The sequence below is a fragment of the Winslowiella sp. 2C04 genome, from assembly GCF_050037805.1.
Lineage (GTDB): Bacteria > Pseudomonadota > Gammaproteobacteria > Enterobacterales > Enterobacteriaceae > Erwinia > Erwinia toletana_A.
The window spans coordinates 1,147,424-1,169,270 of sequence record NZ_CP188300.1; the positions used below are offsets into that span (position 1 = coordinate 1,147,424).

Here is a 21,847-nt window from a genome sequence, read left to right on the forward strand (position 1 = left end):
TAAATATACAACCCATAGTGCGATATTAGCGCTCAAAGACAATCAAACGAATTCGAAGGCTCCGCAATCGCGGGGCCTTTTTGCATTCTGAGCCAGACGAACGGCTACCTACTTCAGCGCCTCCCCATGATTTATTCGGTTCCCCCATTTCAACTGCAGGGGCGGCGCTCTTTTATTTTTCTCACCAGACACAGCACCACGGCAGAGCCGGGGGTGATCATGAGCATAGATATGAGCAAACTGGCATCTGGCGCTGCGTATGGCGCATCTGCTGGAACGGTAGCCAACGGCTTACTGAACCGGCTAAGTCCTGACGAGTGGAGCGCCGTTGGTGTTCTGGCAGGCATCATTGTTGCCCTGCTGACATTTGCCATTAATTTTTACTTCAAGCGCAAAGTTTCACTGGCGAAAATTAAAGCGCTGGAGGAACGCGGCTACATTCATACAGAAAAATTTGGTGAGGATTAACAATGGCTATCTCATCAGGTTTAAGAAATAAATTGATTGCGGCAGCTGGCGGCGGAGCAATGCTTATTACAACCATCTTTCTCGGCGGTAAAGGCGGGGTAGAGGGGCGCGAGTATGTGGCTTACAAAGATGTTGCTGGCGTCTGGACAGTCTGCGATGGCATTACCGGTCAAGGCGTTATCAGGAATAAAACCTATACCGATCGCGAATGTGACCAGCTGCTCTGGAATCGTGTTAGCCTGGTAAAAGCCCAGGTAGATCCGCTGGTACAGGTTCCGCTGGGTGAGTACCAGCGTGCGGCGCTTTACAGCTTCACTTACAACGTAGGCATTGGTGCATTCTCAAAATCAACGCTGCTGAAAAAGCTTAATGCTGGCAACGTAGACGCCGCTTGCGAAGAGTTGCGCCGTTGGATTTACGCCGGTGGTCAGAAATGGCGTGGCCTGATGAATCGCCGTGACATGGAACGTTCACTTTGTTTAGCGGAGGCAGCTGATGATCTGGCTGGCAAATAACTGGCGCAACCTGATTTGGTTCGCTCTGGTGCTCTGCGTTGTGCAGCTGGCTTATATCGCTAATCACTACCGTAGCGAGTACAGCAGCCAGTCAGCCGCCAATCAGCGCCTGCAAAGCGATAACGATCGGCAAGCAGCAGTAATCGCAACGCAGTTAATACAGTTCAATCGCTTTAATCAGATAGCCGCCCAGCAGCAGCAATACGCAGTGAGAGTCGGCGGCAAGGCTCAGGAGAAAGAGATTGAGTATCGCAACATCATCAAAACTGAACCGACCTGTGCTCTCGCTGTGCCTGTTGATATCGCTGGCCGGCTGCTCGACTACGCGAACCGTCTACGTGCCAGCGCAATGCACGCCAATCCCGACGTCACTGACAGCGCCAGTGATGGCACCGAAGCCGCCAGCTCGTTGACTTACTGTCAGGCGGTGCTGTGGATTGACCCGCTGCTGACGGCGATTGACCAGGCCAACAGTCAGCTGGCTGGTATCCGAAACATTGAACAAACCCGACAAGGCAAATAACCCATGAGTGAAGCAAAGCCGCAGGACGGAAGCACCGTGAAGGGCTACCGCACGTTAACTACAGGCGATATCGAAGTCATGAATCGATTGAAAGATGTAAGTCGTCACTTTCTCAACCTCCTGGAAACCTCCAAAGAGACAGGTGCTGATCCGCGCTGGGTAGCTCTGGCTAAAACGCAAATGCAGCAGGCTTGCATGTTTGCCTGTCGCGCAGTTGCTCAACCAGACGACGACTGCTGAGTGAGCATCACAAGGCGCATTTGCGAGTGCGCCTGATGATGAAGTTACTTACTAGTGAAACCGTTTATGACCCATCCGAACAATCGGAATACTATATAGATAGCCAAACAAGCAAGAAACACAATTAAGCAGGGCTTTATCGAAGAAGCAATATGCCCATTGTTGGCCGCCTCTAAGACTAGCGCCCCAGAGAAGATCACGAAAATGACGAGTGCGGCTGATAGCCCTGCCCTATGAAATCCATTACTTATTCTGTTCTTCATGAGAAACGCCATTTAGTTGAAAGTAAATATGTTACGACAAGGAGTGGTTGTTAGCTAAGCTGTGAGGCGCTGAAATTTAGTTAGTGGAAGAATCAGCTTCACCACGATAAGATGTAAGGGTATTTTTTAACCTCCCTTAGCGAATATGGATGTTACACATGAAATACCTTCTGAAAACCATTATTAAAGAGCTGAATAATGGGGCGATTGAAAAATTTGAAATTTTCAGTGATTTTTCATCGATTGGTCACTACAGAAAGGTTCCTGAAGGCTCTTGTCGGATATTAAAGTACTACTTTGAGCCAGAAAGCACAGGCTTTAAACTTGTGAATCCAGATGTAAATGTTCAGGACTTATTTGATGCTAATCAACCAAAGCCAAATACATGGTACTCAGATGGAAGTGACCGAGTTAATATTGATATGCTTATTAACCACTTGATTAATAATTAATAAAGCCGCCTCCGGGCGGTTTTTTATTGTCATCACAATGCTCGGCGTACCGGGCATCATAATGGCTCTAAACAAATAGACGCCACATAAAAAACTGGACCGGGATCCATTTGGAAAGATTAGGGAGTGGAAGCAATGTTAGCAATGCAGAGCGCTCCAGTCATCGGATCGACAAAACGCAGTGGCATCTGGATTCCCGGCGTTTTAACGATTGGCGGCGGTAAGAGATTAGATTCGATTAACCTGCTTTCATCTATACTCGATCCCCGCATCACTTTTACAGGCCCACCTCATTTTTACTGGACTGCTGACAATGTGCTGGTAACGTCAGACGAAAATGTGTGGCCGCTTGAGTATAGGAACGGGCTGGTGGTAGGCAGGCATGAACCGGAGCCATCAGCGACAAACTACCAGCGCCTGATGCGCGGGAATGTCGCAACGTCGTCAGCTACAGGAGCCTGGCGTACAACGCTGCCGCTGGGTACTGGCATCGGTCCGGACGGGGGAAACATCGGGGAGGTTTCATCATCCTACGATCTTTATGCGGTTTATAATGCAACCAACAGTTCCTGGATTCTTGAGCAAACCACGCCAGAGGTTATTCCTGATTTCTGGAATCGAATAGTCGTTCCATTCACGCTAACCGCTGTTGCTCAAATTCGCACTTATACAGCGCGAAAAGATTCAAGTACGTATCTGCTGGCGCTCAGCGAGCGATTACAGCCGGGCAATTTCGTCACGTCGTTCTATCGTCAACACGGCAGTACTTCAATACTCACCGGATTTGTTCAGGTAGAAACAGGCTCACTGGCAACGTCACCGATTATTACCAATGACGATACAGCAATCCGCGCCGCTTCATCCGTCGTTGTAGATACGTCAGCAGTTCAATCAATCATAGTCCGCTATAGCGACGGTACGTCAGACGATTACAACACGCCTGATGATACGTTCTCGCTGCCTTTCGCGCAGAAGAACTGGTCTGAGCGATACATTCAAGAAATTGTATTTGGAGGGTAGTAGGGAATGCCGACGATAAACCTGAGCGTAAGTAACACGTGGACGCTGGTGCTGGAGAGTGCAAGCAATGCGCTTTTATCCTGCGTTGAAGGTTACGGTGATATTTGCCAGTCTGATTCGATGCCCTCTAATCAACTACGTGGTCATGTTATCCAGGCTGGCGCAGCCAATAACGCATTTCAGGCAAGCGGAAAGATTTATGCCAGAGCGCACAGCAATTCCGGGAATATGCTGCTGGCTGTTACACAGGACTAATAACCCATGGCAAAACCGGATTGGGGGGCCATTCAAAAAGAGTTCCTCGCCGATCACGCCATATCTGGAATCTCACCGAAAGAGTGGTGCGAGGCGCGGGGTTACAACTACTCCACGGCCCGCCGCTATATCAAGCACCCTTCTGCGCATAATGCGCAAACAACTGCGCAGGAGAAAGTGCGCAGTGCGCAGTCAAAGCGCAGCGCAAAACAGCTCGTTGCTAATGACAACCTGACCGACCAGCAACGTCGGTTTGTTGCCGAGTATCTCAAAGATAACAACGCTACTCAGGCCGCTGTCCGCGCCGGGTACAGCGTTGCGTCTGCCGGGCAACTTGGATATCAGTTGCTTCAAAAACCTTCAATAATCGACGCCATCACTGAGCAGCAGACTGCGCAGATGTCCCGCGTGCTGATTTCGGCGGATACCGTTCTTACGCAGATGTGGCAACTGGCCACGTTCGATGCTAACGAGCTGTCGCAATACCGGCGGGGCTGCTGTCGATACTGCTGGGGCTTCGGCCATAACTACCAGTGGCGCGATATGGTCGAGTTTGACGAGAAGCATCTTGAGGCGATTGAGCGAAAGCAACGTGAACCAGTTGACGCAGGTGGCTACGGCTACGATGCAACGAAGCCCGCTAATCCAGAATGCCCGCGCTGCAATGGCGAGGGGCTTGGCCGTCCGTATATTCAGGACACACGCGAACTGCCGCCGATTGCCCGCCTCGCTTACTCCGGTACGAAGGTAGGCAAAAACGGCATTGAGCTGGCCAGCATAAGCCGGGAACGGATGTTCGAAGCGGTGGCGAAGCGGATCGGCCTGGCAGATACCGAATTCACGCAGAAATTGCAGCAGATCGAGATTGAGAACCGGCGGCTGGAGCTGGAGCGGAAGCAGCTCGAGGTTGATCAGCTCCGTCGTGAACTGGCGCGCTCCGATAAGCCGGACGGGCTTGAGGATGATTATCAACTGCAGAGCCTTAACCCTGATGAACCACTCCCGGACAACCCAATTCTCTGAAGGCTCAGTAAGCCTCACGCCGAAACAGGCAAACATCTATGCGTGGGGCTGGCAGCGATCTGCACGTTTTCGGGATGCTGTCTGCGGACGGCGTTTTGGCAAAACCTTCCTGGGTAAAGCTGAGATACGCCGCGCTGCTCGTCTGGCCGTGAAATGGCAGGTCAGCGTTGAGGATGAAATCTGGTACTGCGCCCCGACGCAGAAGCAGGCAAAACGTGTGTTCTGGAGGCGGTTAAAGCAGGCGATCCCCGCTCACTGGCGCGCAACCAAGCCGAATGAGACTGAGCTGTCTATAACGTTGCGTAGCGGGCATATCATTCGCTGCGTTGGACTGAACAACTATGACGATCTGCGTGGGTCAGGTCTGTTCTTTGTGCTGGTGGATGAATGGGCGGACTGCCCATATGCAGCATGGGAGGAGGTTATCCGCCCGATGCTGTCAACATGCCGTTATGTCGTCAATGGCGTGCTCTACATCGGCGGGCATGCGTTGCGGATCGGCACACCCAAAGGCTTCAATCATTGCTATGACACCTATCTTGCCGGACAGGATGGCAGGGAGCCAGACCATCGCAGCTGGAGTTATACGTCTGTTGATGGCGGCAATGTTCCAGAGGAGGAACTGGAGTCTGCCCGGCGAAAAATGGATCCGCGCACTTTTCGCCAGGAGTATGAAGCCAGTTTCGAAAACTATCAGGGGGTTGTTTACTACTGTTTTGACCGCCGCCAGAACCACACCGACGAAAGCCTACGCCCAAATGACGCGCTGCACATCGGTATGGACTTTAACGTCAGCAAGATGGCCGCCGTTGTTTACGTCATGCGCGAAGGGTTGCCATGCGCAGTTGATGAGTTGATGGAGGTGTTCGACACGCCAGCGATGATCACCAAACTGCAGGAACGTTTCGTTGGGCATAAAATCGCCATATATCCTGATGCCTCCGGCGATAACAGAAAATCGAGCAATGCCAGTGAGTCAGATATAGCACTTCTCAAAGCCGCTGGTTTTACGGTGAACGTGAATCCAACCAACCCAGCAGTGAAAGACAGGGTGAATGCGATGAACGGCATGCTTTGCAATACATATGGTGAACGGCGCATGCGCGTTAACACCCATAAATGCCCCAAGTATACGCACTGCCTTGAGCGTCAGATTTATAACGATGCTGGAGAACCTGACAAGAAGGGAGGCTTTGACCACGGAAATGACGCCGGCGGTTATCCAATCGCATACCTTTTCCCAGTCAAGAAGCCGCAGGGCAAATCAACCCCACTACGGATGTAAACCATGCCAGATATTTCAACCCCCAATCTCGACTATGGGAACATGATCGAGGCGTGGGACATCAACGACGCCCTGATGGGCGGCACGCTGTATATGCGCACGTTAGGCAAGGCTTATTTGCCGAAATGGCCTAACGAAGAGGAAGAGGCGTACAAGCACCGCCTGAGCGTCGCCACGCTGTTGCCTGCGTATGAGGAAACCATCAGCCAGAATGTCGGGCGGGTTTTTGCTGAGCCGGTCAAGATGAGCGATGAAACGCCTGACCAGATTGTCAATTACGCTAAAAACTTTGATTTGGCCGGTAACCGGCTTGATGTATGGGCGCAGGAGTTCTTCCGCCTCGCATCACAGTATGGGCTTGCTCATGCGCTTGTGGATTATCCCCGCGTTGATACTCAGAAAACACGGACGAAAGCCCAGGAGAAGGCCAGCGGCGCCAGACCTTACGCTACCCTGATTAATCCGCGGCAAGTTATTGGCTGGGAATCCGCTGCGGTTGACGGTCGGGTAATACTGACCGAGCTGCGCATCAAAGAGGTGGTGATCGAGAAGTCCGGGGATTTCGGCCAGAAGAAGGTCGAGCAAATCCGCTACATGACGCCCGGGAAAGTCCAGATTTACCGTAAATCAACGGGTGACGATGGCGCTATAACGTGGGCGCTCCACGATGAGTGGTCCACCTCCCGGCAGGATATCACGCTGGTTACTTTCTATACCAAGCGTACCGGCTTCATGTGTGGATCCCCGCCGCTAATGAATCTGGCAATGCTGAATATCAAGCACTGGCAGAGTCAGAGTGAGCAAGACAACATCCTGCACGTTGCGCGGGTGCCGATCCTCAGCGTGTACGGACTGGCTGAGGGGCAGGAGCTGACAATAGGTTCTGCCAGCGCCATGCGCTTTGACAATCGTCAGCTACAGGGTATTGAATACACCGAGCATACCGGCGCTTCAGTAGATTCCGGCAAGGAGTCACTGGCCGATCTGGAACAGCAGATGCGTCAGGCGGGCGCTAAACTGCTGCGCGCTGAAAACACCTCCACCAAATCAGTCGATCAGACCAACGAAGAACGCATGCAGGAGCACTCGCCGCTCTACACTATGGCGAACTCGCTTGAGGATGCGCTGGATAATATTTTGCAGGTCATGGCCGAATGGCTCGGCTTGCCGGATGGCGGCAATGTCGATGTGCGCACGGAGCTGGAAGCAGCCGAACAGAGCATTAACGCGCCAGCAGCGCTGGCTATACAGTCATTGCGTGCTGGCGGCGATATTCGTCAGGTCGATGCAGTCCGTGCATTGCAGAGCCTACGTATTATCGATCCGGACGCTAAACCGGAAGCGATTATCGACGAACTTAACAATCCACCTCCTAACATGATTGGCGGTAAGAATGGCAACGGTAAACAACCGACTGAGTGATGAGAGTATCGCGCACTCACTGTTTGTCAGTCGCTACGGTACGGGCGCTGCACGCAGCATGGTTGAAATCCTCAACGAGAGCGACGCTGAGCTTACAGCGCGCCTGCTGGTGGCAATGGACAATCTTGGCCGGGATGGCTTCACTGTGAACCGTCTGGAGAGCCTGCTGGGAAGTGTTCGCAAGGTTAATCAAACGGCGGTGCAGGGCGCATTTGGTACGCTGGCCGATGAGCTGCTGGCTTTTGCTGAATATGAAGCCGGCTATCAGTTCGACCTGTTTCACAACCTGTTACCGCAGGCGGTGCTACGGCATTATCCGTTGGCGGCTATCACGCCGGATATGGTTTACGCCGCTGCGATGGCCCGGCCATTTCAGGGCCGGCTGCTAAAAGAATGGGCTGATAATCTGGACGCCGATCGCATCACGCGGATCAGTAATGCTGTTCGCGCCGGCTACATGGCTGGCGATACCACGGAACAGATAGCCAGAAAAGTACGCGGTACCGTCAACAGTAATTATCAGGATGGCGCGCTGCAGATAAGCCGTGCCAATGCAATGAGCATCGCTAAATCTGCTGTCAACCATTTAGCTGCGGAGGCGCGCGACAGCTTTGCCCAGGCTAATAAAGATATCGTCGATTGCAAGGACTGGCTTTCCACCCTCGATAACAAAACCACGCCAACCTGTATCATTCGCGACCGTAAACGCTACACACTGGATAACAAACCCGTCGGACACAAAATCCCGTATTTGCAGGGGCCGGGGCGCATTCATTTTTGCTGCCGATCGACTGAAACGCTGGTGACCAAGTCATGGCGTGAACTGGGAATCGACAGCGACGAGATGGATGCAGGAACACGTGCCAGCATGGATGGGCAGGTACCGGAAAACACCACCTATCTTGAATGGCTGGCGCGGCAGTCACCCGATCGACAGGATCAGGTACTGGGTACCGAGCGGGGAAGAATGTATCGCGCCGGTGAACTGCAGCTGGGCGATATGTTCACCGACAGAGGCGAATGGCTAACGCTGGCACAACTCAAAGTGCTGAAATAGTCGCTAATAAATCATCTTTTATCAGGCTGCCAACAGGCGGCCTTTTTTATGCCAGCCGATAGCGGATGCAACGCGGCGCCGGGTCGGATGACCCCTTAACAGCGGCCGGAAGGCCCGGAGAAACCATGAAACTGAAACTTGATGCAAACGGCCATGTAGTTGTTGAAAACGGTATGCCGGTTTATATCCACGATGACGGCAAAGAAATCGCGTTCGATGCAGCGCAGGCCGTTGGCAAAATCACCGCGCTAAATGGGGAGGCAAAAAGCCATCGTGAAGCCAAGGAGGCGGCTGAGTCACAGCTCAGCAAGTTCTCAGGCATCACTGATCCTACTAAAGCGCTGGAAGCACTGGAAACCCTGACAAAGATTGACCAGAAGAAACTGATCGACGCGGGAGCTGTAGACCAGGTGAAAGCTGATATCACCAAATCATTTCAGGCTCAGCTGGAGGAAGCTAACAGTAAGAGCCAGAAGCTTGAGCAACAGCTTTACGGTGAAATGATTGGCGGGCGCTTCGGCGGCTCTAAGTTTATTCAGGAGAAGATGGCGATCCCGGCTGACTTTGTTCAGTCACGCTTTGGAAACTCCTTCAAAATTGAAGACGGTAAGGTTGTTGCCTACGACGGCAGCGGCAATAAAGTTTACTCGCGGGCCAAGCCCGGTGAGCTTGCCGATTTTGATGAAGCCCTTGAGTTCCTGGTCGAGCAATACCCCCAGAAAGACCACATTCTTAAAGCATCCGGTACCAGCGGTGGTGGCTCTCAGCAGTCACAACATCAGGCAGGTCAGAAAACCATGAAGCGCGATGCGTTTGATTCGCTCGATATCGCGGGCAAGCAGTCTGCACTTAAAGACGGTGTCAGCATCGTCGACTAACCCTTTGTCGTGCTTTGGAAAAGGTGCGGCGCCAGAGCTGGATAGCTCAAATATCATCCCTCAAATCGCAAAGGAAATTACCAAATGTCTAACACCCTCACTGGGTTGATCCCGACTATCTACACCGCTCTGGATGTGGTCAGCCGCGAGCAGGTTGGCTTTATCCCCGCCGTCTCTCGTAATGCCAAAGCCGATGCTGCGGCCAAAGGGCAGACGGTTACCGCCCCGGTGGCACCAGTGGCTACGACCGTAGATATCGAGCCGGGACCGACCGCGCCGAACAACGGTGATCAGGACATTGGCACCGTTGATGTAAAAATCACTAAGTCAAAAATGGCTCCGGTTAAATGGAACGGAGAAGAGCAGCTGGCTATTGGCCCATCCGGTACCTATAACACCATCCTGGCCGATCAGTTCAAACAGGCATTCCGTGCGCTGGCTAATGAGGTGGACGCCGATCTCGGTTCGCTTTACTACGGCACATCGCGCGCCGTTGGCACCGCCGGCACCACGCCTTTTGGTGTTAAAGAGGATTTTACTGATGCGGCACAGGCTCGGCAGGTTCTTTCGGATAACGGTTCCCCTACCACTGATATGCAGATGGTGCTGGGTTCCTCTGCCATCACCAATCTGCGTGGCAAACAGTCCGTTCTGTTTAAGACTAACGAGGCCGGTACTGACTCCTTGCTGCGTGAAGGGGTAATCGGTCGCCTTGAAGGTTTTAACATTCATGAATCTGCAGGCGTTAAACGCGTAACAGGTGCCGCCGGTACGGGCTATCTGGTGAATGGCGCTAAACAGGAGGGCGATATCATTATCGCTATTGATACCGGCACTGGAGGTATCGATCAGGGGCGCGTGGTGACCTTTGACGGAGACGATAACCAGTATGTTGTTGCTGCTTCCACCGCATCGACAATTACTCTTGCCGCGCCAGGCCTGCGCCAGTCTCTTGCCGACAATACTGAAATCTCAGTTGGTGGTACTTTCACGGCAAACATGGCATTCGATCGCAACGCCTTCCTGCTGGCAGCCCGTACTCCTGCAATGCCAGAGGGCGGTGACTCAGCTGATGACGTAATGAACGTTACCGATCCGATTTCCGGTATCACCTTTCAGGTGGCGCTGTACCGCCAGTATCGTCAGGTGCGTTATGAAGTTGGCCTGGCGTGGGGGGTGGCTTCCGTTAAACCGGCTCATGCTGTCCTGCTGCTGGGCTAATCGATGGGGCTACGGCCCCTTTTTGGATCAGGAGGCTATATGGCTGGATTAACCAAAGAACAGCGCGCAGAACGTGAGGCGCTAAAGCAGAAAGAGATTGCCGGACAGGATGAGAATGAGATTACAGGCCTGCCGGAAGTCCCGGAAGTCCCGGAACTGATCCGCATGTACCGCCTTGCACCCTCTCACTCACGCGGCCCGGTCAAGGCAGATGTTCACCCGAATGATGTAGAACTCTGGATCGATGAGGGCTGGCTGAAGGAAAGTGGTGAGGAGGCTTAATGCTAGTCACAGACACTGGCTCACCAGACTTCGAGAGCTACGCAAGCGTTGCCGATCTGCGCGACCTGGCTGACCGTCGCGGTTATGAATTACCCGTCGAAGATGCTGAGTGCGAACGGTTGCTGCTGCAGGCAATGGATTACCTGGCCGGGATGAAATGGAAGGGCATCCGTACACGGCCCGAGCAGCCGCAGGCGTGGCCGCGTACATGCGTGGTGGTGGATGGCGCAACGCTTCCCGGCAGCACGATACCGAAACAGCTGATTCAGGCACAATGTCGTCTCGCTGTTGAAGCGCAGGAAACGGACCTGCAACCTTCATTCACCGGCGGTGCTGAAGTACTGCAGGAAGCGGTATCGGGGGCGGTCAGCGTGACGTATGCACAGGGTAGCCGTGCAGCGGCACCGTCTTTTACATGGCTTGGCGGGCTGCTACGCGGAATGGTAACCGCCAGCGGTCAGATTAGTGTTGTGAGAGGCTGAGATGGCGATCAATTACCTGCGGATGCGCGCTACCACCAAACGCCTGCTGACTGACAACGGCATGGCGTACGACGTTATCCGCAAAGGCGGTATCAGCATGGTTGGCGGCAAAGAGGTTCACGACCCTGACCTGGCGTTCACCGCGACTGGCGTTCGCACCGAATACAAGCCGGAAGAAATCGACGGGAAATTGATTCTCTCCGGTGACGTGCGAGTCGTATTTACCGCAGATGCCGAGCTGGCTATTGGTGATCTGGTCGATGTTGATGGCAAACGCCACCGCATCGTTAAACCCAATCCCGTAAAGCCCGGCGCGCTGGTGCTCTGCTATCGCGCACAATTGAGGGCGTGACATGTCACAAAACCAATCCTTTATGGCGTCGATTAATGCGTTTGTCAGCCAGGCAAAAGCCAATCAGGAAGCAGTGGTACGCACGGTTTCCATCAAGATACTGGCGCGGCTGGTGCAGATGTCCCCGGTTGGTAATCCTGAGTTATGGGCGATCAATCAGACGGCGGCCGCTTATAACAGTGCAGTGGCCGAACACAACAGCCTGCTGCGCCAGAATCCGGACAACCTGACGAAAGCCGGGCGGCTGCGTAAGGGGATGAAGGTGAACGACAGCATGGGCCTCAAGGCACCGCCCGGCTATACCGGCGGTCGCTTTCGTGGTAACTGGCAGGTGTCGTTCAATCAGCAGGCAGAGGGCGAAACTGGCCGCATAGATAAATCAGGTAATACCACCATCGCCGCCGGAAATCTGGTGATCGAGCAGTTTCGTGTTGGCATGACATCGGTTTATTTCTGCAATAACGTGCCTTATGCCTATCCGCTTGAGTTCGGGCATTCGAAGCAGGCGCCCGGCGGTATGGTGCGGATCACCGCCGCTGAAGTTCAGCGTTACTTTGATGAAGCCGCGCGCGAGGTGCAGCCGTGAGCCGCCCTGATATCACCAGCCTGCTGGAAGCCCGACTGGGCGAATGGGCTGATGAGAAGGCGCTGCCAGTGGCATATGAAAACATCAGCTTCGATCCGCCCGGCGGAGTTTACCTTGAATCTCACGATATGCCCGCCGCGCCCTATGCCATCGACCTTAGCCAGCGCAGTAAAGTGTTTATCGGTGTTTATCAGGTGAGCGTTGTGATACCGGCGGCGCAAGGGCGCGCGTCCGGTAAAGCTATCGCCAGCCAGATAGAAGCGCTCTTTGCCAACGGTACCGAAATGCAGGGCGATGGTTTCAGCTGCTATATCAACGGTGAACCCGCGCAATATGCAGGAATAACCAACGATACCACCTACACCATCCCAATCAGCATGAACTATCGCGCTGATATCTCGCAGTAACCCTGTACCGGCCGGTGCCGGTTTTTTTAATACACACTTCGGAGAAGACCATCGTGGGTTTTGCTTTGCCTAATGGCGCGACCGTATTCGTCGGTTCGAAACTTGCTGCAGCAGTAGCGGTGACGGCTGTGTCGAATGCTAATAGCGCTGTATTTACTGTTGCGACCGGTCACGGGCTGGCGGTCGGCGATGTTGTACTGATTTCCAGCGGCTGGAGCCTGATCGACAATCTGGTGGCGCGCGTGTCGGCGCAGACCGCTACCAGCGTGACGATCGGTGTGATTAACAGTTCTGATACCAACTACTTCGCCGCTGGCGCAGGTGCTGGTTCACTGCGAAAGGTCACTGAATGGACTGAAATCCCGCAAATCACTGAAGTGGCGCAGTCCGGCGGTGACCAGCAGTATACGCAGGTTCAGTTCCTCGCCGACGATCGCCAGCGTAACCTGGCGACCTATAAAGCGGCCAAGTCGCAGACCTTTACCATGGCGCACGACTCCACCTTGCCGATTTATACGTTGCTTGCCGCTGCCGATCGCTCAGGCGATACGCTGCCGCTGCGCATGTACGTACCCAAGGCGAAAGAAATGCGTTACTGGTCAGGTCAGGCGTCTTTCGACTCACAGCCAACCACTGCCGTTAACAGTATTGAGACGGTGCAGCCGGCTTTTGCTATCCAGTCGCGTGATATGACCTTTTATAAAGACACGGTTCAGGCTCCGGCTGACTAATCATTGAATCACAAGCCCGGAATCGGGCTTTTAATGCAGAGAATATTATGACAGCAAAATTTCAGCTTCAGCCAAATCCAACGTTTAAAGTCGACGTCTCGATCCCGCGCGCCGGGCAAGAGGACGGCGTAATCACGTTCACCTTTAAACATAAGCCGCTCAAAGCGCTGGCAAGCATTGAAAGTATGGAAGGCAAGAATGCAGTCGATTTCCTGCTGGACATCACTGAAGCCTGGGCGCTTCCCGATGAGTTTGGCCGCGACAACCTTGAAACCTTACTGGACAACTACCCGCGCGCACTGGAGTCGGTGACCCGAGCTTATTACACCGAACTGATGTCTAACCGAGAAAAAAACTGATAGCGGTTGCCTCGGCATTCTATACGCCTGACCCCTCGACCGAAGACCTCGCCGCATTCGGCCTCAGCGCTGACGACTACACCGAAGAGGAACAGACCATTGATGTCTGGCCCGACGTATGGCCGGCGTTCGAGGTTTTCCGCTCGATGAGCACGCAGTGGCGAACCGGCATGGGCGGCGTGATCGGCCTCGACTACAACGTGCTGCCGTGGCTGATGAAGCTGATCGGCGTAGAGAATGAGGCAACCGCACTTAATGATGTCCGGGTGATGGAAAGCGCGGCGCTGACGATGATTCACAGGAGGGCGTAATGTCCGATATCGCTACAATTTCGCTCCGGGTGAATACATCAGAGCTGGAACGAGGCAATCAGGAACTCGACAGATTCCAGCAGACAGCCGGCGGTGCGGCAAATAAGGCTGATGATCTGAATCGCGTTTTCAGGGCTGGTGCTGAGCCGCAAAAGAAGAACGCGCAGTCGCTAAAGGAGCAACAGCAGGAGTTGCAAAACCTGCTGAATAAAATCAGCCCGGTAAACCGTGCGCTTAATGAGCTGGAGGACCTGCAAAGCAGCCTGGCGACGTTTCGCGGCAAGGGCATGATCGATGATGAAGACTTTGCCCGCTATGCGGCCGTGCTGGATACTACCCGGGATAAGCTCGGCAAAGTTATGGAGGCAGAGACTGCTGAAGGCCGCGCCAAACTTGAGCAGGCTCAGGCAGCACAGAAGGCCGCCGCCTCGCAGGAGGCGTTTCTCAAGACCATAACTGCCCAGACCGCGACCTTCAAAGCCTCAAAAGCGGATATTGCTGAGTACCGTGCCGCGCAGATGGGTATCAGTGAGCAGGCCGCGCCCATTATCGCGCAGATGCGTGAGCAGGAACGGGCGGTCGCGCGTGAGGCCGATCAGAAACGTGCCGCAGCCATTGCCACCCGGGGATTAAAGCAGGCAATAGCAGAGCAGGAGGCAGCAGAACGTTCCGCTGCTGCAGAGGCGCGTCGCGCTGAGAACACCCGTAACAGCTATATCCGTTCATTGCAGGATCAGGCAAGCGCGATTGGTAAAACGCGTACTGAACTGATGCAGATGAAAGCGGCTGAACTTGGAGTGACAGACCAGGCCGCGCCCTTTATTGCCCGCCTGCGAGAGCAGGATGAGGCGTGGAAGAAAGGGACCATATCTGCGGGTCAGTATCGCCAGGCGCTGAGGATGCTACCCGCACAGTTCACTGACATCGCGACATCGATTGCAGGCGGCATGCCTCTCTGGATGGTGATGATGCAGCAGGGCGGCCAGATTTCGGATTCATTTGGTGGACTGGGTGGATTATTTCAGGTTATCAAAGAGGAATTGTTGGGCGTAAAGGATGCGTCAGAGGATTCCTCCGAGTCACTTTCTGAAAATGCTAATGCACTGGCAGAGAATGCAGACCATGCGAAAGGGCTTGTTGGCTATCTCACTCCTGCACGCCTGCTGGTGGGCGGGTTCGGCATCGCTCTGACTGCGATGGCGGTTGCTGCGTGGCAGGCTGAGGATGCCAACCGCTCCCTGTACCGAGCCATAGTGATTACCGGGGGGGCTTCGGCCACAACCACCTCGCAACTTTGGGATATGGCTGCGGCTGTCAGTAACAGCACAAATTCCGGCCTTGGTGCAGCCGCTGACACACTTTCACGGCTCGCCGAAACAGGAAAATACACGGCTTCCCAGTTAAAAATTGTAGCGCAAACATCTCAGCAGTGGACGCAGGTTATGGGTGAGGGGGCAGGCAAAATTGAGGCCGCTTTCTCTGAAATCAAAAAATCACCTGTCTCGGCCCTGGCTGAGCTTAACCGGCAATATAACTTTCTCAGCGTCGCCCAGCTTAAACATATCGCGCATCTCGAAAGTACCGAGGGAAAACAGGCCGCCGTCACGGAAGGAATTAAAATCTTTGCTGATACCATGCAGGACCGCATGCAGCAGATTGATGATGCCAGCACCCCACTTGAACAGATGTGGGACAACGTAAAGCGCTGGGCCTCAGAGTCATGGGCGTCAGTGGGTGAGCATACCATCGGCGCGCTCAGCCTCATCACGGATGTGGTGGCGGGCACCGTTGAGCAGGTTCAGATACTTTTGAAGCAGGGCGATGTGCTTATCGCTCAGTTTGTTGACTCGGCGTGGGATAAAACAAAAAAAATCCCCGGCATGAAGTCAGTATTCGGTGATTTGGCAACCGAGAATAAAAACTTCATTGCAGAAACCAATCAACAAATTGCCGATTTACAAAAGTCAGTTACGGAAAGAGACGCGCGCGTCCGTGAGGGGGAGATGGGGTATATCACCCGTTCACGGCAAAGTCGCGTCAGCAGTGGGCCGGGCCAGCAGGATGAAGTCACCGCTACGGCGGAAGAAATCATCAAGAAAAGGCGACAAAAAACACGTGAAGGCAGTACAACCGCAGGCGACCGCGCTGGGGACACCGCTCAGGCTGAATTGCTGGCGCTGCAGGCGCAGTTAAGAACGCTGCAGGACCACAAATCTGTCACCGATGTTATCAGCCAGCAGCGTAAGGATTTGCAACTCACCGAGGCGAAGTTTGCTGTACTGGAAGAGGCATCCACTACGCGCAAGCTGTCAAAACAGGAACAGTCACTGCTGGCCAGCAAAGAACAGGTGCTGCAGCTGGCCCGCCAGAAAGCGCTGATCGGAGACCAGATTACCGCACAGGAACAGCTGAATAGGCGGATGGATACCGCACGGAAGTATGTTACCCAGATGACGGAGAAACGCGGCGCGCTGGAAACCGGCTCGACGATGAGCGACCGTCTGGCCCAGCGTGAACTGGCAAAAGGACAGCTGGCCTCCGGCTGGCAAAACGCGGGGGGGAGCCTCTCTGATAAAGGCTATCAGGAAGAGCTGAAAGCCGCTGAGGATTACTACGCCGCTGAAGATAAATTGCGGGGTGACTGGTTGTCTGGCGCTGAAAAGGGCTGGGCTGAATATGCCGACAGTGCGACCAATGCTTTCGGCTCGGCGCAGCAAGTGGCGCAGGCAGGGTTTAATGGCCTTGCCGATATGATGACCAACCTGGTGACGACCGGCAAATCCAGTATCAAAGAGTTCGGCGTCTCAATGCTTAAAATGATCGTCGAGGTTATCAATAAACTGCTAATCGCCCAGGCCATTCAGCTGGCAATGGGCTGGATCAGCTCGGGGGCGTCAGCCAGTGCTGGCGCAACGTCCAGCAACGCCTTTTCTGGTGGTGCTTACAGCAATCTGTCCATGGCTTACAACGGCGGTTTTATCCCTGAGTATGATTCAGGGGGCTATACCGGTGATGGTGGTAAATATGAGCCAAAAGGCGTGGTTCACGGCGGTGAATTTGTCTTCACCAAAGAGGCAACCAAAAGGATTGGTATCCCGAACCTTTACACAATGATGCGGGGTTATGCCGGGGGAGGTGTAGTTGGCGGTGCTGCGCCGATGTACGGGCTGCAATCGTCCGGCGAAGCGGGTGTAAATGTCCAGACGTCAGTCGTGGTGCAACCCGGCGCCACTCAGCAGAAAACCTCTGGTAGTAACGAGGCGCTGGGGAAGGCCTATAAGCAGACAATTGACCGTGCTGTCACTGAAGGGATTCAGCGAGAGTCGCGCCCTGGGGGACTAATATGGTCAGCCAGCAAATCACGTTAACAACCCGCTTCCGGCGGGTTTTCTTTTGCCCGGAGTAAATATGGCGATCGAAACATTCACCTGGCGAACGCAGATTCAGGCCGGTATGGAAGGCGAATTTGATTACCGGGTGCGAGAAGCACAGTTCGGCGACGGCTACAAACAGGTTTCCGGTGATGGCATCAATCCGGAAACGCAGAGCTGGCCGGTCACCGTCACTGGTCGTCAGGTCGATGTGATGCCGGCGCTGACCTTCATGCGCACCCACATAACGAAATCCTTTATCTGGACGCCACCGTTTGGCGTGCCGGGACTCTGGCGGGTGGTTAAGGATTCCATACGGCCTTCGCCAGCAGGCGGCAACGTGATGACGGTGAAGGCCACTTTTGAACAGGCATTTGCCCCATAGGATAAATCATGGCTTTAAACAGCGATTTGCAAAAGCTTGAGCCGGGAAACCGGATCAGGCTGTTCGAGGTTGATGGTTCTAAGTTTGGCGCGGACATACTCCGCTTCCATGCGCACACCATCGCCCACACGCCGGAAGAGATAGCCGCGGCTGGCGGCGATGAATCAAAGCTGCTGGCGAAACCTGTCTGGTGGCAGGGTAATGAGTACAGCGCGTGGCCCTGTCAGATTGAAGGTATCGAGGCCGGTACCAGCGGTACCAGTGCGCAGCCAAAGCTGACGGTCGCCAATCTGGACAGTTCAATCACTGCTCTGTGCCTGGCTTATGACGATATGCTGCAGGCAACCGTCACTGTTCATGACACGCTGGCGCAATATCTGGATGCGCGCAACTTCGCGGAGGGTAACAGCACCGCCGACCCGACGCAGGAAAAGCAGCAGGTATTTTATATCGACTCGAAAAGCCTGGAGACCAACCAGGCTGTTGAGTTTACCCTCACCAGCCCGATGGACTTGCAGGGGCTGATGATCCCCACGCGCCAGCTGCATTCCCTGTGCACGTGGTGCATTCGCGGAAAGTACCGCACCGGCGATGGTTGCGACTATGCCGGTACCCGATACTTCGACAAAAACAACAATCCAGTCAGTGACCCTTCACAGGATGTCTGCAACGGCACATTATCAGCCTGCAAACTTCGCTTTGGCGACAACAACGAGTTGCCGTTTGGCGGGTTTCCCGGCACCTCCCTGATCAAGAGCTAATCATGCGTGATAAAACGATTAAGGCCATTATGGCTCATGCGGAGTTGTGCTATCCGCTGGAGTGCTGCGGAGTGGTCGCGCAAAAGAGCCGGGTAGAGCGTTATTTCCCGTGCCGCAATCTGGCCGCTGAGCCGACCGAGCATTTTCATCTCGATCCGCAGGGCTATGCTGACGCGGAGGACTGGGGAACGGTGACAGCCGTAGTCCACAGCCACCCAGACGCAACAACGCAGCCGAGCGATCTGGACAAGGCCCAATGTGACGCCACTGAATTGCCCTGGCATATCGTCAGCTGGCCGGAGGGGGATTTACGTACCATCATGCCGCGCGGGGAACTGCCGTTACTCGAGCGACCATTCGTGCTGGGACATACGGACTGCTGGGGGCTGGTGATGAGCTATTTCAGGCAGCAGCACGGCATAGAGCTGACAGATTACCGGGTCGATTATCCGTGGTGGGAGAGCGGCGCAGAAAACCGCTATCTGGATAACTGGTATGAGTGTGGATTCCGGGAGTTTAGCGGAGAGCCACAGCCGGGAGATCTGGTGATTATGCAGGTACAGGCACCGGTCGCGAATCATGCTGGCGTACTGCTGGCCGATAACATGCTGTTGCACCACATGTACGGCATGCTGAGCCAGCGCGTGCCGTATGGCGGTTACTGGCGCGACAGAACTGTCAAGATAGTCCGATACAAAGAATTTTGCTTATTGAGATCTACTTAACTGGCATGAATTGCGGGGAAAGGTTTGATGCTTCCAGGTACCACAAACTACCTACGAACGTCCTGCCCAAAACATCATTTTTTGCATAAAGTGCTATTTAAACATTGCACGGATGAATAATGATAGCTGACTAAGCGTATGAACTTTGACGCCATCAGCATTTATCAACTGGATAAAGTGAGTCTAAAAGCTTTGAACGTGTATGTTTGCCAATTCGAACTTCGCCGAACATGCTTTGATCATGAAGGTTTTAAGATTGCTCATATATAACTAAAGGTATTAAACTTTGACCCGATAACTTGAGTTGTCAGAAATTCTAAAGGTCTAGTTGAGGTTGTTATGAATCCGTTTAATGCCATTACATTTGCTGCTTTGTGTGGGCCATTGGCTCAACCAGCTGCTATGGCTCAGGATTTCATAGTTCAACCTGCACCTATTATGGCTAGATCCATTAGTGGTTCGCCATCACTTGATGACTACGCTCGAAGCGTGGAAGAAGGGCGCAAGGCTCTTGCCAAGTTGACGAATGCAATGGATGACTATTACATCAGGTTGGTCGAGACGGACTCTGATGCAGCCAGAGCGTATGTTTTGGAGAGTGGCATTGAAACCACTGAAGCGTGTGAGCTTTTTCTGAGAGCTTTTGAAGAAGACATTAAGAAAACATTTTCGTCTGGTGATCTTCCTGATTTTATCGCTACCGAGTTACGAGCATATTGGCGACACATAGCAAAAGCCAGGTCCTCTGCTACTCGATTGAATGATTTCTCAAAAGGCCTTATGCACAATGCTATTGAGTATCATTCTGAAACGGACTTGCTAGCCGTTAAAGAATTAGCGACTTTGACTACAGCCAAGATGAAGTTGTTAAAACTTCATTAAGGCAAATCATAAGTGGATCATATTGAAGTCTCAATAAATAGTCATACTAAGGAAGAGTTTTTCAACGAAGCCTTCTTTAGGTTTCCTGAGCTAGAGGCTTCAATACTCCAAGACTTTCAGCGTTACAAAGCCACTGGTGAATTGCCACATTATTTTGGCAGGGATGTAGCTTATACCCAACCGTATAGTGCTTTTAGATCTGGACTGATGCACATCCATCTGTGCTTACCTCCTAACTCCTTCCCAAAGAATCGTCCTCAAAATGACAGGGTCTGCAAACGCGACGATCCAGAGCGTGACGCGTGCTTGGTTTATGTTCAAGGAGAGCTTTATGAGAATAGGTACTCACTGATTGCAATCATGCATCCAGATGCACATGAAAAAGCCAGGCAGCATTCAATAATGAGTTATTTATCAACAGTTGCTCAAGACTTCAAAGACAACAACTAATCTATAAACCCGCTCCGGCGGGTTTTTTGCGTTGCCTTGCGCCTCGCCGCTGCTATCATTTGACCACTTGTGAAGTAAGGGATGAATGATGAAAAATATTATACTTCTGTCTGCGTTAGTGTTGGCTGGGTGTGCTTCAAAACCGTATGAACCAACTAAAACAGTATACGAGCCTTCAATAACCATACAAAAGAATGGTGCGACCCAAGTACGCGTCCACAGAGCTAAGCAAGTTTCTGGTTCGGCATTGGGAGAAAGTTGCCCTCTTGTACTAAGGGTTGATGATATTGAAGTTGCTGGCCTTCAGCAGAATCAATATGTGGATCTGTATCTTCCCAGTGGCAAGCATACTCTATCAGTCAGATTCAAATGTGCCCTTACTGAATGGAGAAAATCAGTTGTGCTAGAAGCAAACGGTACATATCAAGAATATGAAACAGAAACGGGTGCCGCCGGGCAATATCGAATGTGGCAAACTAGATAATTTTAAAGGTCGCTCAGGCGGCCTTTTTTAATTGAGGTAAGTATGCAAGAAATAATGACAAAAATTCAACTGAGCGGCACGCTTGGGAAGACTTTCGGTAAATATCATGAGCGACTGGTCAGCACTACATCTGAAGCAGTAAAGGCATTATGTTGCACCATAAACGGCTTCGAGCAATTTTTGAATAATAGTAAGAAACGCGGATTGACCTACGCCGTTTTTAAGGGTGAGAAAAATATCGGAATAGATGATTTGGGCTATCCAGTAACAGGAGAGATTATTAGAATTGTTCCGGTAGTGATTGGTAGTAAGAAAGCTGGCCTGCTCCAAACCGTATTGGGAGCAGTACTTATTGCTGTTGGTGCTGTTGTTGGAGTTATGACTTCCTGGACTGGTATAGGTGGCGTTGTAGGCGCTGGAATGGTGAGTGCCGGTATCGGACTTATGGCTGGCGGCGTCATCCAGATGCTATCCCCACAAACTACTGGCCTCGCCAGCAAACAAGACGCTGACAATCAGGCATCCTATGCGTTTGGCGGCGTGACAAATACCGCAGCGCAGGGTTATCCGGTACCGCTGCTTTACGGTAAGCGTCGTATCGGCGGGGCAATCATTTCAGCGGGCATTTACGTTGAAGATCAGCAATAAATAGAATCC

At 53.0% G+C, this 21,847-nt stretch carries 29 protein-coding genes; all 29 read left to right on the forward strand.

Features of this window, described 5'->3' with window-relative positions:
- The first annotated feature begins 126 nt into the window (after nt 1-126).
- The 29 genes from ACP3TC_RS04915 to ACP3TC_RS05055 all read left to right on the forward strand — a co-directional run bounded on the left by ACP3TC_RS04915 (nt 127) and on the right by ACP3TC_RS05055 (nt 21,838).
- Nucleotides 127-468, forward strand: a complete 342-nt coding sequence (locus tag ACP3TC_RS04915) for a phage holin (protein ID WP_426817659.1) — start codon at nt 127-129, stop codon at nt 466-468.
- Nucleotides 469-470: 2 nt separating this feature from the next.
- Entirely contained in the window at nt 471-983 is a 513-nt protein-coding gene (locus ACP3TC_RS04920) for a lysozyme (protein ID WP_426817660.1), read from the forward strand.
- Nucleotides 964-1,506: a hypothetical protein gene (locus tag ACP3TC_RS04925; protein WP_426817661.1), complete on the forward strand. Its 543-nt coding sequence runs from the start codon at nt 964-966 to the stop codon at nt 1,504-1,506. Before ACP3TC_RS04920 ends, ACP3TC_RS04925 begins: the two co-directional genes overlap by 20 nt.
- A 3-nt stretch (nt 1,507-1,509) precedes the next feature.
- On the forward strand, nt 1,510-1,746 hold the full coding sequence (locus ACP3TC_RS04930; RefSeq protein ID WP_426817662.1) for a DUF7681 family protein: 237 nt from the start codon (nt 1,510-1,512) through the stop codon (nt 1,744-1,746).
- Between the two features lie 421 nt (nt 1,747-2,167).
- A complete protein-coding gene (locus ACP3TC_RS04935; protein ID WP_426817663.1) occupies nt 2,168-2,461 on the forward strand; it encodes a hypothetical protein in 294 nt (97 codons plus the stop codon).
- Between the two features lie 135 nt (nt 2,462-2,596).
- Nucleotides 2,597-3,481: a hypothetical protein gene (locus ACP3TC_RS04940; protein ID WP_426817664.1), complete on the forward strand. Its 885-nt coding sequence runs from the start codon at nt 2,597-2,599 to the stop codon at nt 3,479-3,481.
- A gap of 6 nt (nt 3,482-3,487) precedes the next feature.
- Entirely contained in the window at nt 3,488-3,736 is a 249-nt protein-coding gene (locus ACP3TC_RS04945) for a hypothetical protein (protein ID WP_426817665.1), read from the forward strand.
- A gap of 6 nt (nt 3,737-3,742) precedes the next feature.
- Nucleotides 3,743-4,759 carry a terminase small subunit gene (locus ACP3TC_RS04950; RefSeq protein ID WP_426817666.1) on the forward strand — a complete coding sequence of 339 codons (1,017 nt, stop codon included), beginning with the start codon at nt 3,743-3,745 and terminating at the stop codon, nt 4,757-4,759.
- Nucleotides 4,698-6,044 (forward strand): terminase large subunit domain-containing protein, encoded by a 1,347-nt coding sequence (locus tag ACP3TC_RS04955; RefSeq protein ID WP_342098396.1) that lies wholly within the window; start codon nt 4,698-4,700, stop codon nt 6,042-6,044. The genes ACP3TC_RS04950 and ACP3TC_RS04955 overlap by 62 nt, the downstream gene beginning before the upstream one ends.
- 3 nt (nt 6,045-6,047) lie before the next feature.
- Nucleotides 6,048-7,466: a DUF4055 domain-containing protein gene (locus ACP3TC_RS04960; protein WP_426817667.1), complete on the forward strand. Its 1,419-nt coding sequence runs from the start codon at nt 6,048-6,050 to the stop codon at nt 7,464-7,466.
- Entirely contained in the window at nt 7,438-8,523 is a 1,086-nt protein-coding gene (locus ACP3TC_RS04965) for a phage minor head protein (protein WP_426817668.1), read from the forward strand. Before ACP3TC_RS04960 ends, ACP3TC_RS04965 begins: the two co-directional genes overlap by 29 nt.
- A gap of 125 nt (nt 8,524-8,648) precedes the next feature.
- A complete protein-coding gene (locus tag ACP3TC_RS04970) occupies nt 8,649-9,401 on the forward strand; it encodes a DUF6651 domain-containing protein (RefSeq protein WP_426818238.1) in 753 nt (250 codons plus the stop codon).
- A gap of 84 nt (nt 9,402-9,485) precedes the next feature.
- Nucleotides 9,486-10,622 carry a P22 phage major capsid protein family protein gene (locus ACP3TC_RS04975; RefSeq protein ID WP_426817669.1) on the forward strand — a complete coding sequence of 379 codons (1,137 nt, stop codon included), beginning with the start codon at nt 9,486-9,488 and terminating at the stop codon, nt 10,620-10,622.
- 39 nt (nt 10,623-10,661) lie between these two features.
- Nucleotides 10,662-10,904 carry a hypothetical protein gene (locus tag ACP3TC_RS04980; protein WP_426817670.1) on the forward strand — a complete coding sequence of 81 codons (243 nt, stop codon included), beginning with the start codon at nt 10,662-10,664 and terminating at the stop codon, nt 10,902-10,904.
- On the forward strand, nt 10,904-11,386 hold the full coding sequence (locus ACP3TC_RS04985; RefSeq protein ID WP_426817671.1) for a DnaT-like ssDNA-binding protein: 483 nt from the start codon (nt 10,904-10,906) through the stop codon (nt 11,384-11,386). The genes ACP3TC_RS04980 and ACP3TC_RS04985 overlap by 1 nt, the downstream gene beginning before the upstream one ends.
- 1 nt (nt 11,387) lies before the next feature.
- Entirely contained in the window at nt 11,388-11,738 is a 351-nt protein-coding gene (locus ACP3TC_RS04990; RefSeq protein WP_426817672.1) for a hypothetical protein, read from the forward strand.
- A gap of 1 nt (nt 11,739) precedes the next feature.
- Nucleotides 11,740-12,324 carry a hypothetical protein gene (locus tag ACP3TC_RS04995; protein WP_426817673.1) on the forward strand — a complete coding sequence of 195 codons (585 nt, stop codon included), beginning with the start codon at nt 11,740-11,742 and terminating at the stop codon, nt 12,322-12,324.
- The gene (locus ACP3TC_RS05000; RefSeq protein WP_426817674.1) at nt 12,321-12,731 is read left to right on the forward strand and encodes a DUF4128 domain-containing protein; all 411 of its coding nucleotides are present in this window, start codon (nt 12,321-12,323) and stop codon (nt 12,729-12,731) included. Before ACP3TC_RS04995 ends, ACP3TC_RS05000 begins: the two co-directional genes overlap by 4 nt.
- 53 nt (nt 12,732-12,784) lie before the next feature.
- Nucleotides 12,785-13,462 (forward strand): phage tail protein, encoded by a 678-nt coding sequence (locus ACP3TC_RS05005; RefSeq protein WP_426817675.1) that lies wholly within the window; start codon nt 12,785-12,787, stop codon nt 13,460-13,462.
- A 47-nt stretch (nt 13,463-13,509) separates the two neighbouring features.
- Nucleotides 13,510-13,821 (forward strand): phage tail assembly chaperone, encoded by a 312-nt coding sequence (locus ACP3TC_RS05010; protein WP_426817676.1) that lies wholly within the window; start codon nt 13,510-13,512, stop codon nt 13,819-13,821.
- A complete protein-coding gene (locus ACP3TC_RS05015; RefSeq protein ID WP_426818239.1) occupies nt 13,821-14,132 on the forward strand; it encodes a DUF1799 domain-containing protein in 312 nt (103 codons plus the stop codon). Before ACP3TC_RS05010 ends, ACP3TC_RS05015 begins: the two co-directional genes overlap by 1 nt.
- Nucleotides 14,132-17,500: a phage tail tape measure protein gene (locus ACP3TC_RS05020; RefSeq protein WP_426817677.1), complete on the forward strand. Its 3,369-nt coding sequence runs from the start codon at nt 14,132-14,134 to the stop codon at nt 17,498-17,500. Before ACP3TC_RS05015 ends, ACP3TC_RS05020 begins: the two co-directional genes overlap by 1 nt.
- 40 nt (nt 17,501-17,540) lie before the next feature.
- Entirely contained in the window at nt 17,541-17,888 is a 348-nt protein-coding gene (locus ACP3TC_RS05025; protein WP_426817678.1) for a phage tail protein, read from the forward strand.
- 8 nt (nt 17,889-17,896) lie between these two features.
- Nucleotides 17,897-18,649 carry a phage minor tail protein L gene (locus tag ACP3TC_RS05030; RefSeq protein WP_426817679.1) on the forward strand — a complete coding sequence of 251 codons (753 nt, stop codon included), beginning with the start codon at nt 17,897-17,899 and terminating at the stop codon, nt 18,647-18,649.
- Nucleotides 18,650-18,651: 2 nt separating this feature from the next.
- Nucleotides 18,652-19,374, forward strand: coding sequence for a C40 family peptidase (locus ACP3TC_RS05035; protein WP_426817680.1), 723 nt, complete (start codon nt 18,652-18,654; stop codon nt 19,372-19,374).
- Nucleotides 19,375-19,713: 339 nt separating this feature from the next.
- Complete coding sequence (locus ACP3TC_RS05040; RefSeq protein WP_426817681.1) at nt 19,714-20,256, forward strand: hypothetical protein; 543 nt, start codon at nt 19,714-19,716, stop codon at nt 20,254-20,256.
- 12 nt (nt 20,257-20,268) lie between these two features.
- A complete protein-coding gene (locus ACP3TC_RS05045; RefSeq protein ID WP_426817682.1) occupies nt 20,269-20,706 on the forward strand; it encodes a type II toxin-antitoxin system YafO family toxin in 438 nt (145 codons plus the stop codon).
- An 85-nt stretch (nt 20,707-20,791) separates the two neighbouring features.
- The gene (locus tag ACP3TC_RS05050; protein WP_426817683.1) at nt 20,792-21,190 is read left to right on the forward strand and encodes a hypothetical protein; all 399 of its coding nucleotides are present in this window, start codon (nt 20,792-20,794) and stop codon (nt 21,188-21,190) included.
- Nucleotides 21,191-21,232: 42 nt separating this feature from the next.
- Nucleotides 21,233-21,838, forward strand: a complete 606-nt coding sequence (locus ACP3TC_RS05055; protein WP_426817684.1) for a tail assembly protein — start codon at nt 21,233-21,235, stop codon at nt 21,836-21,838.
- The last annotated feature ends 9 nt before the right edge of the window (nt 21,839-21,847 follow it).

Excerpts from the sequence above, each read along its gene's own strand:
- ACP3TC_RS04935 (WP_426817663.1), top strand. The coding sequence starts at position 2,168 with ATGAAATACCTTCTGAAAACCATTATTAAAGAGCTGAATAATGGGGCG.
- ACP3TC_RS05030 (WP_426817679.1), top strand. The coding sequence starts at position 17,897 with ATGGCTTTAAACAGCGATTTGCAAAAGCTTGAGCCGGGAAACCGGATC.
- ACP3TC_RS04945 (WP_426817665.1), top strand. The coding sequence starts at position 3,488 with ATGCCGACGATAAACCTGAGCGTAAGTAACACGTGGACGCTGGTGCTG.
- ACP3TC_RS05020 (WP_426817677.1), top strand. The coding sequence starts at position 14,132 with ATGTCCGATATCGCTACAATTTCGCTCCGGGTGAATACATCAGAGCTG.
- ACP3TC_RS04915 (WP_426817659.1), top strand. The coding sequence starts at position 127 with ATGATTTATTCGGTTCCCCCATTTCAACTGCAGGGGCGGCGCTCTTTT.
- ACP3TC_RS04995 (WP_426817673.1), top strand. The coding sequence starts at position 11,740 with ATGTCACAAAACCAATCCTTTATGGCGTCGATTAATGCGTTTGTCAGC.
- ACP3TC_RS04985 (WP_426817671.1), top strand. The coding sequence starts at position 10,904 with ATGCTAGTCACAGACACTGGCTCACCAGACTTCGAGAGCTACGCAAGC.
- ACP3TC_RS05050 (WP_426817683.1), top strand. The coding sequence starts at position 20,792 with ATGATGAAAAATATTATACTTCTGTCTGCGTTAGTGTTGGCTGGGTGT.
- ACP3TC_RS05035 (WP_426817680.1), top strand. The coding sequence starts at position 18,652 with ATGCGTGATAAAACGATTAAGGCCATTATGGCTCATGCGGAGTTGTGC.
- ACP3TC_RS05025 (WP_426817678.1), top strand. The coding sequence starts at position 17,541 with ATGGCGATCGAAACATTCACCTGGCGAACGCAGATTCAGGCCGGTATG.
- ACP3TC_RS04940 (WP_426817664.1), top strand. The coding sequence starts at position 2,597 with ATGTTAGCAATGCAGAGCGCTCCAGTCATCGGATCGACAAAACGCAGT.
- ACP3TC_RS05010 (WP_426817676.1), top strand. The coding sequence starts at position 13,510 with ATGACAGCAAAATTTCAGCTTCAGCCAAATCCAACGTTTAAAGTCGAC.
- ACP3TC_RS05040 (WP_426817681.1), top strand. The coding sequence starts at position 19,714 with ATGAATCCGTTTAATGCCATTACATTTGCTGCTTTGTGTGGGCCATTG.
- ACP3TC_RS04955 (WP_342098396.1), top strand. The coding sequence starts at position 4,698 with ATGATTATCAACTGCAGAGCCTTAACCCTGATGAACCACTCCCGGACA.
- ACP3TC_RS04930 (WP_426817662.1), top strand. The coding sequence starts at position 1,510 with ATGAGTGAAGCAAAGCCGCAGGACGGAAGCACCGTGAAGGGCTACCGC.
- ACP3TC_RS04925 (WP_426817661.1), top strand. The coding sequence starts at position 964 with ATGATCTGGCTGGCAAATAACTGGCGCAACCTGATTTGGTTCGCTCTG.
- ACP3TC_RS04980 (WP_426817670.1), top strand. The coding sequence starts at position 10,662 with ATGGCTGGATTAACCAAAGAACAGCGCGCAGAACGTGAGGCGCTAAAG.
- ACP3TC_RS04975 (WP_426817669.1), top strand. The coding sequence starts at position 9,486 with ATGTCTAACACCCTCACTGGGTTGATCCCGACTATCTACACCGCTCTG.
- ACP3TC_RS04960 (WP_426817667.1), top strand. The coding sequence starts at position 6,048 with ATGCCAGATATTTCAACCCCCAATCTCGACTATGGGAACATGATCGAG.
- ACP3TC_RS05055 (WP_426817684.1), top strand. The coding sequence starts at position 21,233 with ATGCAAGAAATAATGACAAAAATTCAACTGAGCGGCACGCTTGGGAAG.
- ACP3TC_RS04965 (WP_426817668.1), top strand. The coding sequence starts at position 7,438 with ATGGCAACGGTAAACAACCGACTGAGTGATGAGAGTATCGCGCACTCA.
- ACP3TC_RS04990 (WP_426817672.1), top strand. The coding sequence starts at position 11,388 with ATGGCGATCAATTACCTGCGGATGCGCGCTACCACCAAACGCCTGCTG.
- ACP3TC_RS04950 (WP_426817666.1), top strand. The coding sequence starts at position 3,743 with ATGGCAAAACCGGATTGGGGGGCCATTCAAAAAGAGTTCCTCGCCGAT.
- ACP3TC_RS04920 (WP_426817660.1), top strand. The coding sequence starts at position 471 with ATGGCTATCTCATCAGGTTTAAGAAATAAATTGATTGCGGCAGCTGGC.
- ACP3TC_RS04970 (WP_426818238.1), top strand. The coding sequence starts at position 8,649 with ATGAAACTGAAACTTGATGCAAACGGCCATGTAGTTGTTGAAAACGGT.